Annotated in this window: 13 protein-coding genes; all 13 read left to right on the top strand. The window is 61.6% G+C overall.

Annotated elements, in window-relative coordinates:
• Nucleotides 1-150 precede the first annotated feature (150 nt).
• The 13 genes from prfA to bioA all read left to right on the top strand — a co-directional run bounded on the left by prfA (nt 151) and on the right by bioA (nt 15,035).
• On the top strand, nt 151-1,227 hold the full coding sequence (prfA, locus tag FOI68_RS10820) for a peptide chain release factor 1 (RefSeq protein WP_029100393.1): 1,077 nt from the start codon (nt 151-153) through the stop codon (nt 1,225-1,227).
• Nucleotides 1,211-2,119 carry a peptide chain release factor N(5)-glutamine methyltransferase gene (gene prmC / locus FOI68_RS10815; RefSeq protein WP_143863181.1) on the top strand — a complete coding sequence of 303 codons (909 nt, stop codon included), beginning with the start codon at nt 1,211-1,213 and terminating at the stop codon, nt 2,117-2,119. The genes prfA and prmC overlap by 17 nt, the downstream gene beginning before the upstream one ends.
• A 168-nt stretch (nt 2,120-2,287) precedes the next feature.
• Nucleotides 2,288-3,163 (top strand): stage II sporulation protein R, encoded by an 876-nt coding sequence (spoIIR, locus tag FOI68_RS10810; RefSeq protein ID WP_143863180.1) that lies wholly within the window; start codon nt 2,288-2,290, stop codon nt 3,161-3,163.
• Between the two features lie 182 nt (nt 3,164-3,345).
• Nucleotides 3,346-4,437: an L-threonylcarbamoyladenylate synthase gene (locus tag FOI68_RS10805; protein ID WP_143863179.1), complete on the top strand. Its 1,092-nt coding sequence runs from the start codon at nt 3,346-3,348 to the stop codon at nt 4,435-4,437.
• A gap of 54 nt (nt 4,438-4,491) precedes the next feature.
• Entirely contained in the window at nt 4,492-5,052 is a 561-nt protein-coding gene (locus tag FOI68_RS10800) for a manganese efflux pump MntP (RefSeq protein WP_029100389.1), read from the top strand.
• A gap of 119 nt (nt 5,053-5,171) precedes the next feature.
• On the top strand, nt 5,172-5,615 hold the full coding sequence (locus FOI68_RS10795; protein ID WP_143863178.1) for a low molecular weight protein arginine phosphatase: 444 nt from the start codon (nt 5,172-5,174) through the stop codon (nt 5,613-5,615).
• Between the two features lie 168 nt (nt 5,616-5,783).
• Nucleotides 5,784-6,239: a ribose 5-phosphate isomerase B gene (gene rpiB / locus FOI68_RS10790; protein ID WP_035296115.1), complete on the top strand. Its 456-nt coding sequence runs from the start codon at nt 5,784-5,786 to the stop codon at nt 6,237-6,239.
• A gap of 1 nt (nt 6,240) precedes the next feature.
• Nucleotides 6,241-6,810 carry a TIGR01440 family protein gene (locus FOI68_RS10785; RefSeq protein WP_035296113.1) on the top strand — a complete coding sequence of 190 codons (570 nt, stop codon included), beginning with the start codon at nt 6,241-6,243 and terminating at the stop codon, nt 6,808-6,810.
• A gap of 56 nt (nt 6,811-6,866) precedes the next feature.
• Nucleotides 6,867-8,117 carry a serine hydroxymethyltransferase gene (locus FOI68_RS10780; RefSeq protein WP_029100385.1) on the top strand — a complete coding sequence of 417 codons (1,251 nt, stop codon included), beginning with the start codon at nt 6,867-6,869 and terminating at the stop codon, nt 8,115-8,117.
• A 210-nt stretch (nt 8,118-8,327) separates the two neighbouring features.
• Entirely contained in the window at nt 8,328-8,957 is a 630-nt protein-coding gene (gene upp / locus FOI68_RS10775; protein ID WP_143863177.1) for a uracil phosphoribosyltransferase, read from the top strand.
• Nucleotides 8,958-8,970: 13 nt separating this feature from the next.
• On the top strand, nt 8,971-10,119 hold the full coding sequence (wecB, locus tag FOI68_RS10770) for a non-hydrolyzing UDP-N-acetylglucosamine 2-epimerase (protein ID WP_143863176.1): 1,149 nt from the start codon (nt 8,971-8,973) through the stop codon (nt 10,117-10,119).
• Nucleotides 10,120-10,346: 227 nt separating this feature from the next.
• On the top strand, nt 10,347-13,496 hold the full coding sequence (locus FOI68_RS10765; RefSeq protein WP_035296110.1) for a phosphodiester glycosidase family protein: 3,150 nt from the start codon (nt 10,347-10,349) through the stop codon (nt 13,494-13,496).
• A 168-nt stretch (nt 13,497-13,664) separates the two neighbouring features.
• Complete coding sequence (gene bioA / locus FOI68_RS10760; RefSeq protein WP_035296108.1) at nt 13,665-15,035, top strand: adenosylmethionine--8-amino-7-oxononanoate transaminase; 1,371 nt, start codon at nt 13,665-13,667, stop codon at nt 15,033-15,035.

Below are 15,035 nucleotides of genomic sequence, written 5' to 3'. Positions count from 1 at the left end.
GTTTGCCTGCTTTTGCCGTTTCTTTCGTGCTGCTGCGGCACGCTTTTTCCAATCATCACCTTGAAAAGAAGCCGTTTTGACTTTTTCCACATCTGCCTCTATAATTTATCTGTTATAATAGACAGTATTTTAACGGTGGGGTGAAATGCAGTGTTCGAGCGCTTATCTGCGGTTGAAGAGCGTTATGAAGAAGTGACCAATCTCCTTTGTGACCCCGACGTCATCAACGATACGAAACGACTGCGCGAACTGTCCAAGGAGCAGTCCTCTTTGGAAGAGACCGTGGTCGTCTACCGTGAATATAAATCGGTCGTAAGCCAGCTTGAGGATGCCAAGGCGATGCTGGAGGAAAAGCTGGACGACGAGATGCGCGAAATGGTAAAGATGGAAATTTCCGATCTGAGCAAGCGCAAGGAACAGCTTGAGGGCCGTTTGAAAATCCTGCTGCTGCCGAAAGATCCGAACGACGAGAAAAACGTCATCATGGAGATCCGCGGGGCGGCGGGAGGCGACGAAGCGGCGCTGTTTGCGGCCGATTTGTTCCGCATGTACACCCGCTACGCGGAGCGGCACGGCTTCAAGGTGGAAGTGCTGGAAGCCAACCCGACGGACATCGGCGGCTACAAGGAAATCGTCTTTTCCGTCAGCGGGCGCGGGGCTTACAGCAAGCTGAAGTTTGAAAGCGGCGCGCACCGCGTGCAGCGCATTCCGGCCACAGAGTCGGGCGGGCGGATTCACACCTCCACGTCGACGGTCCTGGTGCTGCCGGAAGCGGAAGAAGTGGAAGTGGAACTGAACGAAAAAGACATCCGCGTCGACACGTTCTGTTCCAGCGGCGCTGGCGGGCAGAGCGTCAACACCACGAAGTCGGCGGTGCGGGTGACCCATATTCCGACCGGCATCGTGGTCTCCTGTCAGGACGAAAAGTCGCAGAACTCCAACAAGGAAAAGGCGCTGCGCGTACTGCGCGCCCGCCTGCTGGACTACTATCAGCAGCAGCAGATGGCGGAGCAGGACGCCACCCGCAAGAGCCTGGTGGGGACGGGCGACCGCAGTGAGCGGATTCGCACCTACAACTTTCCGCAGAGCCGCGTCACCGATCACCGCATCGGTCTGACGCTGCACCGTCTGGAATCGATTCTGGAAGGCGAACTGGACGAAGTCATCGACAACCTGATCATGCACGAACAGACGGAGCTGTTGAAGAGCCATGCAAGCACAGCGTGAGTGGCCGGATGTGACGACAGTACGGGAAGCCCTGGCACGGGCTTCTTCCTTTTTACGCGAGGCGGGCGTGGCGGATCCGCCGTTTGAAGCGGAGCTGCTGCTCCGCCACTGCCTCGGGTGGGACCGCACCCGCTATTTGATTTCCCTGGGCGAACCGATGCCCGCCGACGCCCTGGAGCACCTGATCGGCCTGTGCCGGCGCCGGGCGCGCCGCGAACCGATCCAGTACATGATCGGCACGCAGGAGTTCTACGGCCGTCCCTTTCGCGTCCGTCCGGGTGTGCTGATTCCCCGGCCGGAGACGGAGATTCTGGTGGAACAGGTGTTGCGGCGGGCCGATGACATCTGGCCGGTGGAGCAGCCGCTCACCGTTGCGGACATCGGCACGGGCAGCGGAGCCATCTGTGTCACGCTCGCCTGCGAACGGCCGCACTGGCGGGTGAGCACGGTGGATCTTTCACCCGACGCGACCGCCATCGCCCGCGAAAACGCGGAACAGTTGGGCGCCCACGTCCGCTTTTTGCAGGGAGACCTCGTCCAGCCGCTGGTGGCGGAGGGGCTGCAGGTGGACATTCTGGTCTCCAATCCTCCTTATATTCCGACCGCCGTGGTCGACACGCTGGACGCGGAAGTGCGGGCGTACGAACCCCGGCTGGCGCTGGATGGAGGGGCGGACGGACTGGACTGCTACTGCCGCCTGTGCGAGGCGCTGCCTGCGGTGCTGAAACGGCCGGGTCTCGTCGCGTTTGAAGTGGGCATTCATCAGTCCCGTGACGTCGCTGGCCTGATGAAGGCTTCCGGCGTGATCGACGAGGTGGAGATCGTCCCCGATCTGGCGGGGATCGAGCGGGTCGTCGTCGGGCGGGCGGGTTCATCCGCCTCTCAGCGCTGAGACGCGTGTCACTTGCGCAGCACGATTGTTGTTGCCGTTCGTTTCGCAACCGTCGCGAACCGCGATGTGTTTCGTTAGAACCGCGTATGTTTTCGCTAGATTCCGTCCATACTGGTTGCTAGAAAAAGAGATTCGCAGCATCCGTATGAGAAAGGGAGTAGGATGAACATGAAGCGGTTCTGGTTGGCGGCATTCAGTGTTTTGATGTTGATGATGAGCTGGGAGGGACAGCTTACGGCGGCCAATGTGCTGGACAACGGGCCGATCCCTCAGGAGTCGATCCGGCTGCGGATTATCGCCAACAGCGATTCCCTGCAGGATCAATGGCTGAAACGGGAAGTGCGCGACGCGATTGTCGCACAGATGAACGAGTGGGTCACGGAGATCCGCTCCTACGAGGAGGCCCGCCAGGTGGTGGCGGCCCGGCTGCCGGAACTGCAGCAGCTTGTGGACAAGACGATCCGGGAGCGGGGCTTTGCCTACCCGGCCGTGGTTGAGTTCGGCCGCGTTCCGTTCCCGACCAAACTGTACGGGTCGTACGTGTACCCCGCCGGGGACTACGAGGCGCTCCGCGTCCGCATCGGCGAAGCGAAGGGGCAAAACTGGTGGTGCGTCCTGTTTCCGCCGCTTTGTTTCATCGACATGTCCAACGGCGATGCGGTCCAGGCGGCGTCCGCCGCGCCCCAAACCGAGCCCGCTCCGTCAGGACATGCCGACGGACGAGCGGAGGCGTCGGAAGAGCAGCCGACGCTACCGGCCGTAATGGCTGACGTCGACGCCGTACGGGACGCCTTCGAGGAACGGCGTCAGGCTCGCCTGGAAGCCCGCTGGTTCGGCGATGCGGAAACGGCCGGCCGAACGGATCAACCGGCAGCGGATCAAGCGGCGAATCCGTACGAAGCCGCAGGTCACGTCGCGAAAGTGGAGCGGCAGCCGGCCGGCGAAGAACGGCAGACGACAGACGACAGGGAGACGACGGCCGCTCAGCCGAACGTGGAAGTGCGCTTTTTCCTCTGGGAAAAACTGACGGCCCTCTTCTCCTGATCACGAGAAAACGACACCCGGTCACGCCGCGGTGTCGTTTTGCATATCGGCGATGAAACGTTCTGAAAAAAGAGAAACTTATTCACAGGTTACCCACAGCCTGTTGAAAACTTGTATCATCACCTCTATACTAAAGGCACAAATTGTTGTGAAACGAGCATAAGGAAAGGATATTCGCCAAGATGGAACAGCATCGGGTAACAAAGCTATGGACTGTGAATAACCATGTGGAGAACGCTGTGGAAAATTGGCAGGGTTGTTCACAGATTGTGGATGCCGCCCACCTGCTCCGCGACGGGGAGGTCGTCGCCTTTCCCACGGAAACCGTCTACGGGTTGGGGGCGAATGCATTGTCGGACGACGCTGTGGAAAAAATATTCCTGGCAAAAGGGAGACCCGGCGACAACCCGCTGATTGTCCACATTGCCGACGAAGCACAACTGCAGACGGTTGCCGAAGCGGTGCCGGAGAAGGCCCGCCGGCTGATGGACGCGTTTTGGCCCGGACCGTTGACGCTGATCCTGCCCAAGACGGACCGGGTGGCCTCGCTGGTGACTGCCGGGCTGGACACGGTCGGCGTGCGGATGCCGAACCATCCCGCCGCGCTGGCGCTCATCCGCCAGGCCGGCGTGCCGGTGGCCGCGCCCAGCGCCAACCGTTCGGGCCGCCCCAGCCCCACGACGGCCGCGCACGTCCTGGCCGACCTGGACGGCCGCATCGCCGGCGTGCTGGACGGCGGCCCCACTGGTGTCGGGGTGGAATCGACGGTCATCGACGTTACGGTGGAGCCGCCGATCATCCTGCGTCCGGGAGGCGTCACCCGTGAGCAGTTGGAAGCGGTGATCGGCCCCGTGAAGCTGGACCCCGCCTTCTCCGCCGGTTCGGCGGAAACGCCGCGCTCGCCCGGCATGAAGTACGCCCACTACGCTCCGGAGGGCGAGATGTGGCTCGTCGAAGGAGAAGAGCCGCGCGTCCGGGAAAAAATGAGCGGCATGCTCGCCGAGGCCAAGCGCCGCGGGCTGCGCACCGGGGTGCTGGCCAGCGCGGAGGCGGCTCCGTATTGGCGGGAACGTCCCGAAGCCGACGTCGTTCTCTCCGTCGGATCGCGGGCGGAACCGGGTGAAGTGGCGCAGCGGCTGTACGCGGTGCTGCGGCAGTTCGACGAGCGGCAGGTACAGTTTATCGTCGGGGAAACGTTTTCCCGCTCCGGCTTGGGAATGGCGGTCATGAACCGTCTGGAAAAAGCGGCGGGCGGACGCATTCTGTCCGTGTAAACGTCTAAACTCCCTCTTGTCCGCATAAGGTGAAGAGACAGGAGGGGGAGCGGCGTGGACCTGACCATATTTCATTGGGGACAATTTTTAACCCTGCTGGTGATTGCCTTTGCCCTGAGCATGGACGCGTTTTCGCTGGGGGTGGGCGTGGGGATGGTGGGCATGCGCCTCAGAGAAATCGTCAAAGTCAGCATCACCATCGGGTTGTTCCACGTAGCCATGCCCCTCGTGGGGATCGCCGTCGGGGTGTATTTGTCCGAGTTGGTCGGGGATATTGCGGTGTTTATCGGCGGTGCGGTACTGATGGCCATCGGTGCGCATATGCTGTGGAACGGGTTTGTGCAGGGCGAGGAAAAGAGCATTCTGCGCACGAAAGGACTGGGACTGCTGCTGTTTGCCGTCAGCGTCAGCCTGGACGCGATGACGGTCGGCTTTTCCTTTGGCTTGATGGAGGTAAACAAACTGCTCGCGGTCACCTTGTTTGGCGTCATGGGCGGCATGATGGCGTACTGCGGCCTGATGATCGGGCGAAGGATGGGAGGATGGCTGGGCGAGTACAGCGAAGTATTAGGTGGACTGATTTTGCTTGGTTTTGGTCTGAAATTCATGCTGTGACGCCGGTCGCCGGCGGCAGTAGCAAACGGGCGGGTGCGCGGAAACTCCCGGGCCATCCTGAAATCGCTCGCCGGGAAGGTTGTTCAGGCAGCAGCGCCGCCGGAAAGGGGGAGAGACACGTGAAGAGAATTTTGTTTGTCTGTACGGGAAACACCTGCCGCAGTCCGATGGCGGAGGCGCTGTTCAGGGCCAAGGCGGCGGACGGCCAGTGGGAAGTCCGTTCGGCGGGAGTGGCCGCGTTCGACGGTCAGCCTGCTTCTCCGCAGGTCCTGCAGGTGCTGGCGGAACGGGGCATCGAACACGATCATCAGGCCCGTCGGTTGAACGATGAAATGGTGGCCTGGGCCGATCTGATCCTGACCATGACGCAGGGCCACAAGGCGATGATTCAGGGCATGTTTCCCGGTGCCGCGGAAAAAGTGTTCACACTGCGGGAATTTGTCGGCGTGGAAGGGATGAGCGACATCGCCGACCCGTTTGGCGGTACGGTGGAGGACTACCGCCGATGCGCGGAGGAAATCGAAGAGTCGCTGGACCGGCTGTTTGACAAGTTCACAGGCTGACGTTGCGGCGCATATTGTGAAGGGATGAGGTGCTGGCAGTGGGCCAGGGCCTTCTTTTGCATGATAGGGCGAACATTTTTTGTTTCCCACTAAAAAATGTTCACTTTTTACGATGCGGATTCTGATGTATAATGGCAGAAGATCACGACACAAGCGAGGGATGGCAGGATGAAAGTGGCGATTGGCGCCGATCACGGCGGGTACAAACTGAAGGAGGAAATCAAGGGGCTGCTGACCTCGATGAACATTTCCTTTGAAGACTTCGGCTGCACCTGCGGAGATTCGGTCGATTATCCCGACTACGCGCTGCCAGTGGCGGAAAAAGTGGCGGCCGGGGAATTTGACCGCGGCATCCTGGTATGCGGGACAGGCATTGGCATGTCGATCGCAGCCAACAAGGTGCCCGGCATCCGCTGCGCACTGGCGCACGACACGTTTTCCGCGCGGGCGACCCGCGAGCACAACGACTCCAACGTACTGGCCTTGGGCGAACGGGTGATTGGTCCGGGGCTGGCGCTGGACATCGTCAAAATCTGGCTGGAGACGGAGTTCCAGGGAGGGCGTCACGCGCGCCGCGTGGAAAAAATTGCAGCGATTGAAGCCAAACATGCGGGAGTGAAGTAAGGTGGACATGCTCGCAATCGAACGGCAGGTGAGCGCGCTCGTCTCTGAAGTGGCGGAGTTGGCCGAGCTGCGGCCGGGCCAGCTTCTCGTCATCGGCTGCAGCACCAGTGAGGTGCTGGGCAAGCAGATCGGCAAAGCGGGCAGCCGGGAGGTGGCGGACGCCATTTACCGGGGCATTCGCGCCGTTCAGGAAAAACGCGGTTTTGCGCTGGCTTTTCAATGTTGTGAACATTTGAACAGAGCGCTGGTCGTGGAGCGGGAGACGCAGGAGCGCTACGGTCTGGAAGAAGTGACGGTCGTCCCCGTGCCGCAGGCGGGCGGTTCGATGGCCGCACACGCGTACGCCCACATGGCCGATCCCGTCGTGGTGGAGCACGTTCGCGCCCACGCCGGCATCGACATTGGCGACACGCTGATCGGGATGCACCTGAGACACGTCGCCGTCCCCATTCGCCCCTCCTGCCGGACAGTGGGGGAAGCCCATGTCACCGCAGCGCGGACGCGGCCCAAGCTGATCGGCGGAGCCCGGGCGGTCTACGAACGAACACCGTCGTCGGAGAGCTGTACCTAGGTCGGGCAAGCGGTATTCCTACCAATATCCCTGAGTGTAAAGAGGAGGAGACAACCATGCTAGAGTTTTTGCGCAAGCAGGATCCGCAGGTGGCGGAAGCGATTCGACTGGAGCTGGGCAGGCAGCGCGACAAGATTGAACTGATCGCGTCCGAAAACTTTGTCAGCCGCGCCGTGATGGAAGCGATGGGCACGGTTCTGACCAACAAGTACGCGGAAGGCTACCCGGGCCGCCGCTACTACGGCGGCTGCGAGTATGTGGACATCGCGGAAAACATCGCCCGTGACCGCGTCAAGGAGCTGTTCGGGGCGGAGCACGCCAACGTGCAGCCTCACTCCGGGGCGCAGGCCAACATGGCGGTCTACTTTACCATCCTGAAACCGGGCGACACCGTGCTCGGCATGAACCTCTCCCACGGCGGACACCTGACGCACGGCAGCCCGGTCAACTTCTCCGGCACGCTGTACAACTTCGTGGAGTACGGCGTGGACAAGGATACCCACCTGATCAACTACGACGACGTCCGCGCCAAGGCACTGGAGCACAAGCCGAAGCTGATCGTCGCCGGCGCCAGCGCGTACCCGCGAACGATCGACTTTGCCAAGTTCCGCGAAATTGCCGACGAGGTCGGCGCGTATTTCATGGTGGACATGGCCCACATCGCCGGTCTCGTGGCGGCGGGACTCCACCCCAATCCGGTGCCGTATGCGCACTTTGTCACCTCCACGACGCACAAAACCCTGCGCGGTCCCCGCGGCGGCCTGATTCTCTGCAAGGAAGAGTTTGCCAAGGCGATCGACAAATCGGTATTCCCGGGCGTGCAGGGCGGTCCGCTGATGCACGTGATCGCGGCCAAGGCAGTCGCATTCGGCGAAGCGCTGCAGCCTGAATTCAAAGCGTACGCGCAGCAGATCATCAACAACGCCCAGGCTTTTGCCGAAGCGCTGAAAGCGGAAGGGCTGACGCTGGTCTCCGGCGGCACGGACAACCACCTGGTGCTGGTTGACGTGCGCAACCTCGGCTTGACCGGAAAAGTGGCGGAGCACCTGCTGGACGAAGTGAACATCACCACCAACAAAAACACGATTCCGTACGATCCGGAAAGCCCGTTCGTCACCAGCGGCGTCCGCATGGGAACGCCGGCGGTCACCAGCCGCGGCTTCGACGAAGAGGCGATGAAGGAAGTGGCGTCGATCATCGCGCTCACCCTGAAGCATCCGGAAGACGCGGCCAAGCACGAAGAGGCGCGCCAACGCGTCGCCGCTCTGTGCCAGCGCTTTCCGATGTACGAAGGGCTGACGATCTGACTGCCCCGTCGGCGGCGGGATTAAAAAATGGAAGCAGACCTCATGGAGCGATCCGTGAGGTCTGTTTTTGTTTGCTTGGCGGGAACGCCGCGGCCGGCCGGGGGATGGCCGTGAAGAGGGGGAAGATCGTGGAGATTGGGCAAATTGACGTGGACACGCTCCTTCGCTATGATGATAAGGATGTATTGATAGGGAAACGGAGGAACATGCATGAGCCGCGTATACGTGTTTGACCACCCGCTGATCCAGCATAAGCTGACCTATATCCGTGACAAGCACACGGGGACCAAGGAATTTCGCGAACTGGTAGACGAAGTGGCAACCTTGATGGGATATGAGATTACCCGCGACATGCCCTTGGAGGAGACGACCATCGAAACGCCGGTGGCGACCTGTAAAGCTCGCGTCATTTCCGGCAAAAAGGTGGGGCTGGTGCCGATTTTGCGGGCCGGTCTGGGCATGGTGGACGGTTTGCTGAAACTGATTCCCGCCGCCAAGGTGGGCCACGTCGGCCTGTACCGCGACCCGGAAACGCTGCAGCCGGTGGAATACTACGTGAAACTTCCGTCCGACATCGCCGAGCGTGAACTGATTGTCATCGACCCGATGCTGGCGACAGGGGGGTCCGCCGCAGCGGCCATTACCGCCCTGAAAAAGCGCGGGGCGAAAAACATGAAGCTGATGTGTCTGATCGCCGCGCCGGAGGGCATCAAGCTGGTGCAGGACGAGCATCCGGACGTGGACATCTACGTCGCCGCCATCGACGAGTATCTGAACGATCACGGCTATATCGTGCCGGGCCTGGGCGACGCCGGCGACCGCCTGTTTGGGACGAAGTAGGAGAGGGAATCCGATGAAGAAGCTGAAAGTGATGACCGTATTCGGCACGCGGCCGGAAGCCATCAAGATGGCGCCGCTCGTGCACGAACTGAACAAGCATGGGGACCAGATCGAGTCGATTGTCTGCGTGACCGCCCAGCACCGGCAGATGCTGGACCAGGTGCTGGAGATCTTTGACATCCGGCCGGACATCGACTTGAATATCATGAAAGACCGGCAAACGCTGGTGCAGATTACCACCCGCGCCCTGGAAGAGCTGGATGGCGTGATGAAGGAAGTCAAGCCGGACATCGTTCTGGTGCACGGCGATACGACCACCACCTTTGTCGCCAGCCTGGCGGCGTTTTACAACCAGGTGGCGATCGGCCACGTGGAAGCGGGCCTGCGCACGTGGGACAAGTACTCCCCCTTCCCGGAGGAGATGAACCGGCAGCTCACGGGCGTGATGGCCGATCTGCACTTTGCGCCGACCGAGGGGGCAGCGGAGAACCTGCGGCGTGAAAACAAGCCGGAAGAGGCGATTTACATCACCGGCAACACGGCCATTGACGCGCTGAAAACAACCGTCCGCGACGATTACACCCATCCCGTGTTGGAGCGCGTGGCCGGCCGGAAAATGGTGCTGATGACCGCCCATCGGCGGGAGAACCTGGGCGAGCCGATGCGCCGGATTTTCCGCGCGGTCAGACGGCTGGTCGACGAACATGGCGACATTGCCGTCGTCTATCCGGTCCACCTCAACCCGGCTGTGCAGGAAGTGGCGCAGGACGTGCTGGGGGGACACGAGCGCATTCACCTGATCGAACCGCTCGACGCCTTTGACTTCCACAACTTTGCCCGCCGCGCCCACCTGATTCTGACCGATTCCGGCGGCGTCCAGGAGGAGGCGCCTTCGCTGGGCGTGCCGGTGCTGGTGCTGCGCGACACGACGGAGCGGCCGGAAGGAATCGCGGCCGGCACGCTGAAGCTGGCCGGAACCGACGAGGACCAGGTGTACGCCATGGCCGATCATCTGCTGCGCGATGCCGACGCGTACGATGCCATGGCCCGCGCCGCCAATCCGTACGGAGACGGGGAGGCTTCCCGCCGGATCGTCGAGGCGATTTTGCACCACTTCGGACGCAGAGCGGAGCGGCCGGAACCGTTCCGTCCCGGCTCCTGACGCCGGGGGACTGCTCACCCACACACCGTTTTCGCGATCGCAAGGAGGCGTTGATGAAACGCCTCCTTTTTGCTGCCCGCTAAAACGGGCGGTGCGGCAGGTTTCCCCGATGGTCAGTATTTCCAGCAAAGAATGTGCCCAAAAATATGAAACTATCCGCTTTCTCGCGCGTCTATTATGTAGCTGAGACAGTATGAAACAAGAGAGATAGGAGAGGAGTTACCAACATGAGAGGGCGGAAGGTTGTCTCGCTTCTCACGGCTGCCGCGGTAGCGTGGGGAGCTTTTGTTCCGTTTGCGCCGGTTGCGGTCCAAGTGGCACAGGCGAGGGCGGAAACAAGCGCCTTGCAGATGATGTGGGAGACCCCGATCGGGGAAGGGACCACGTTGCAGAAATATACGAAGTCGTTCGGAGGCCAGCAGATCACCGTCATGGTGACCAAGGTGGACCTGAACAATCCCTACGTGGAGGTCAAGCCGGTCTACGGCACCAACGGCAAGCTGACCGAGCGGCAGACGGTTACCCAGATGGCCCGGGAGACCGGCGCCATTGCGGCCATCAACGCCGACTTCTTCAACATGACCAAACGGGGCGCGCCGTTTGGCATTGTCATGAAGGACAAGCAGTTGATCTCGTCGATGGGGCACATCTCCTACTGGTACAGTCTGGGGATTACCAGCGACAAAAACGCGGCCATCGAAAAATTCGGCTTTACCGGAAAAGTGACGGCACAAAACGGCAATTCGTTTCCGCTGCAGGGGCTCAACAAGGAAGAATACAACCCCAGCGAAGGGCGGAAAAGTCACGAGAACCAGTTGAACCTGTATACGCCGGCGTTCGGCAAGACCAGCCTCGGCGCCATTCCCGGCTACAAGGACGTCGTCGAAGTGCTGTTTGTGGACAACGTGGCCAAGGAAGTGCGCATCAACCAACCCGGCTTTTACATACCGTACAACGGCTACGTGCTGTGGGGACACGGCGCGGCGGCCAACTTCCTGAAGCAAAACTTCCCGGTGGGGTCAAGGGCGACCGTCGAGTACCAGACGACACCGCTCAATCAGGACTGGGTACAGGCGGTGGGAGGAAACGTGCTGCTGGTCGATCAGGGCAAACCGCTCCCCTCGTTCCCGGCCGACAAATCGATTCTCTCGATCAACGCCCGCACCGCTGTCGGCGTCTCCCGGGACGGCAAGACGCTGTACATGGTGACGGTGGACGCGAGCAAAGGCGTCTATCTGGATGAACTGGCCAAGATCATGGCCGAACTGGGCTCCTGGCGCGCGGTGAACTTCGACGGCGGCGGTTCGACCACCTTGGCCGTGCGCATGTTGGGCGAAACGCACGCCAGCCTGGCCAACCAGCCGAAAGACGGCGCGGAACGGCGGGTCCCGACCGGACTGGCCGTGTACAACACGGCGCCGCCGGGAGAACTGGCCGGCTTCCGGATCTTCGGCCCGGCAGAGATGCTGATCGGCCAAACGGCGGAGTTTACGACCAAGGCGTACGACACCCACTACCAGCCGTACGCAGTCAACCCGTCCACCATCGTCTGGGAGGCAGGGGACGCGGGATCGTTTAACGGCCAGCGCTTCACCCCGACCCGTTCGGGACAGGTGTCGGTTACGGCGCGCGTGGGCAGCGTGGCGTCGAGCAAAGAGGTGCACGTCATCTCCGGCAGCGAGGTGCAGCAGATCGTCGTCTCGCCCAATCCGATCACCATCGCGCCCGGACAGGCGCTTACCCTGGACGTGAAGATCAAGACGAAAAAGGGACAGCTTCTCCAGGCGACCCCGCTCAGTGTCCAGACCAGCGTCAATTCGGCAGCCGCGACGGTAAACGACAAGCTGCAGCTCGTCGCGGGACAAGAGCCGGGCAGCGGGACGCTGACCGTATCGTACGACGGCGTCACCACCAGCGTGCCGTTCGTCGTCGGGCAGTTTGAGCAGCCGTGGCTTACCTTTGACAACCAGACGGGCATGCACCATGCGGCCGTGCCGGCTTCGATCAGCAACAGCGGATCGTTTACGGCGGTATCCGATCCGGTCTTCCGCACCCGCAAGGCAGCCAAGCTGGTCTACAACTTCTCCGGCGCTCCGGCGACCGAACTGCGCATCGCCTACGGCCGCGTCGGGTCCCAACCGGTGACCATTCCGGGCAAACCGATCGGCATGGGACTGTGGGTGTACGGAGACAACAGCAAGCACTGGCTGCGCGCGGAGGTCATCGACGCCAACGGCAAGACCGTCTACGTCGACCTGGCCCAGGCGATCGACTGGAGCGGATGGAAGCAGGTCAAGGGGTACTTCCCGGCCAATGCGGCCTACCCGCTGAAGCTGAAGAGCATCTACGTCGTTGACCGCCCCGATGACGGCAACCGGCACGACAAGGGAACGCTTTACTTCGACGAGGTCTCCCTGCTCCTGCCGAGCACGGCCGGCAGTCAGCCGTCCGGCAGGGACGTGGCGCCGGAGACACCAGGAACCCTTTCCCTGGGCGCCGAATTGGACCTCGGCTATTCGTTCGTGCGTACGGCGTCATTCCTGCAGTCGGCCTCGATCAAGGTCAATTCGATCGTGCAGCAGCCGCTCCCCGGTTACGTGCCGGCCGACTACTCGTTTACCATCAAGCCGGGCGCTTTGAAGGAAGGCCAGCAGGACCAAATCTCCACGTCGCCGGTGACGCTGACGCTGACGCCGAAGCAGTGGCTGCCGGGCAAAGGCGTGGGCCTGCTCTACGTGAACGAGGCAAACAAGACGTTTGACCAGATCCCCGGCACCGTCAACGCGAAGGGGCAGTGGGTGTACGAAGTGAACGCCTACGGCACGTACATCCCGTACTACCTGGACGGAGGCGGCGTCGCCTTCACGGACATCGCCAACCACCCGGCAAAGGCGGAAATCACCTACATGGCGCAAAAAGGACTGGTCAAGGGGCTGACGGAAACCACGTTCGGCCCCGAGGTCCCGCTGACCCGCGCCCAGTTTGTCACGCTGCTGGCCCGGACGTTCGAGTGGGAGCTGCCGTCCTCGCCGAAGCTCACCTTCAAGGACAAAATCCCGGCGTACGCGCAGGGGGCGGTGCAGGTGGCGCTCTCCAAAGGGCTGGTCAAAGGGTACCCGGACAAGACGTTCCGTCCCGACCAACCGGTGACCCGGGCGGAAGCGGCCGTGATCCTCGACCGCGTGCTGAAACAAAAGGGGACGACGGCCAAGGCGCTCTCCGACAAGCAGGCATGGCCCGCCTGGGCTGCTTCGTCGATTACCAACATCGTCGGGCTGGGGCTGATCGACCCGGTCGGCAGCAGGTTTGAGCCGAACAAGCCGACCACCCGTGCGGTTTGCGTCGTGGCGCTGTACCGGATTCTGCAGAAAAAATAAAAGTTCGAATTTCGACGAAAGACCGAGTTCTTCCCGAGGGAAGGGCCCGGTCTTTTGTCCTGTTTTTGGAGGGGTCCCCAAAAATCCTTTGCGGAAATTTGTTAACTAAAATACAATTGTGGTTAACAAATCGTTTTCCGAATATTTGTGCCGAAGGAGGGGACCGGGTTGTCGCATACGCATACCTACGAAGAATTGGCACGAAAAAACAAGCAGTATCTCTGGCATCCGTTCACGCAAATGAAGGACTACGTGGCGGAAGACCCGCTGATCATCGCGCGGGGCGAGGGGATCAAGCTGATTGACGTGAACGGCAAGGCCTATTACGACGGGTTTTCGTCCGTCTGGCTGAACGTTCACGGCCACAACGTGCCGGAGCTGAACCGGGCGATTGTCGAGCAGTTGGAGCAGGTGGCGCACTCCACCCTGCTGGGCATGGCCAACGTGCCGTCCATTCTGCTGGCGGAGCAGCTTGTCCGCATCGCGCCCGACGGCTTGACCAAGGTGTTCTACTCCGACAGCGGGGCGACCGCCGTGGAGATCGCCTTGAAAATGGCGTTTCAGTACTGGCAGAACATCGGCGTCACCGGCAAGCGTTCCTTTATCACCATGAACAACGCCTATCACGGGGATACGATCGGCGCCGTCAGCGTCGGGGCGATTCCGCTGTACCACGAGGTGTACCGGCCGCTGCTCTTTTCCTCGTATACGATCCCGTACCCCTATCCGTATCGTCACGAGGGAGAGCGGTCCGCCGCCGAAGAGACGCTTGCCTGTCTGGAGCGGCTGCTGGACGAGAAGGCGGACGAGATCGCTGCGCTGATCGTGGAGCCGATCGTCCAGGGGGCGAGCGGGATGATCATCATGCCCGACGGCTGCCTGAAGCAGATGGCCGATATGGCCCGGGCTTACGGCGTGCTGCTGATCGCCGACGAAGTGGCTACCGGTTTCGGCCGCACCGGCAGGATGTTCGCCTGCGAGCACGAAGGCGTGACGCCGGACATCATGGCGGTAGCGAAAGGGATTACCGGCGGCTATCTGCCGGTTGCCGCGACGCTGACCACGGACCGGGTGTACGACGCCTTTTACGCCGACTACGAGGAGCAGAAGACGTTTTTCCACGGTCACTCCTACACCGGCAATCCGCTCGGCTGCGCCGTCGCCCTGGCCAACTTGCGGCTGATGGAAGAGCGGCGGATCGTCGAGGGAGTGGCGGAAAAATCGCGCCGCCTGGCGAAGCTGCTGGCGCCGCTGTCCGATTTTGCCCACGTGGGAGAGGTGCGGCAAAAAGGCTTTATGGTCGGCATCGAACTGGTGCGGGACAAACAGACCAAAGAGCCGTATCACTGGGATGAGCGGATCGGCGTCCGGGTCTGCCGACGGGCGCGGGAAAACGGGCTGCTGACCCGGCCGCTGGGGAACGTCGTCGTGCTGATCCCGCCGCTGGTCAGCACGGAGGACGAACTGGCGGAGATGGTGGGCATTCTGGCGGAATCGATCGAGGACGTCACCGCGGCAGCCGCGGTCAAAGGAGCGTGA

It is taken from the genome of Brevibacillus sp. LEMMJ03 (genome assembly GCF_007197875.1).
Taxonomy (GTDB): domain Bacteria; phylum Bacillota; class Bacilli; order Brevibacillales; family Brevibacillaceae; genus Brevibacillus; species Brevibacillus thermoruber.
Note: the sequence above shows the minus strand (reverse complement) of the source record. Positions and strands in the feature narration are given on the sequence as shown.

Excerpts from the sequence above, each read along its gene's own strand:
- prmC (WP_143863181.1), top strand. The coding sequence starts at position 1,211 with ATGCAAGCACAGCGTGAGTGGCCGGATGTGACGACAGTACGGGAAGCC.
- spoIIR (WP_143863180.1), top strand. The coding sequence starts at position 2,288 with ATGAAGCGGTTCTGGTTGGCGGCATTCAGTGTTTTGATGTTGATGATG.
- FOI68_RS10805 (WP_143863179.1), top strand. The coding sequence starts at position 3,346 with ATGGAACAGCATCGGGTAACAAAGCTATGGACTGTGAATAACCATGTG.
- rpiB (WP_035296115.1), top strand. The coding sequence starts at position 5,784 with ATGAAAGTGGCGATTGGCGCCGATCACGGCGGGTACAAACTGAAGGAG.
- FOI68_RS10780 (WP_029100385.1), top strand. The coding sequence starts at position 6,867 with ATGCTAGAGTTTTTGCGCAAGCAGGATCCGCAGGTGGCGGAAGCGATT.
- upp (WP_143863177.1), top strand. The coding sequence starts at position 8,328 with ATGAGCCGCGTATACGTGTTTGACCACCCGCTGATCCAGCATAAGCTG.
- wecB (WP_143863176.1), top strand. The coding sequence starts at position 8,971 with ATGAAGAAGCTGAAAGTGATGACCGTATTCGGCACGCGGCCGGAAGCC.
- FOI68_RS10765 (WP_035296110.1), top strand. The coding sequence starts at position 10,347 with ATGAGAGGGCGGAAGGTTGTCTCGCTTCTCACGGCTGCCGCGGTAGCG.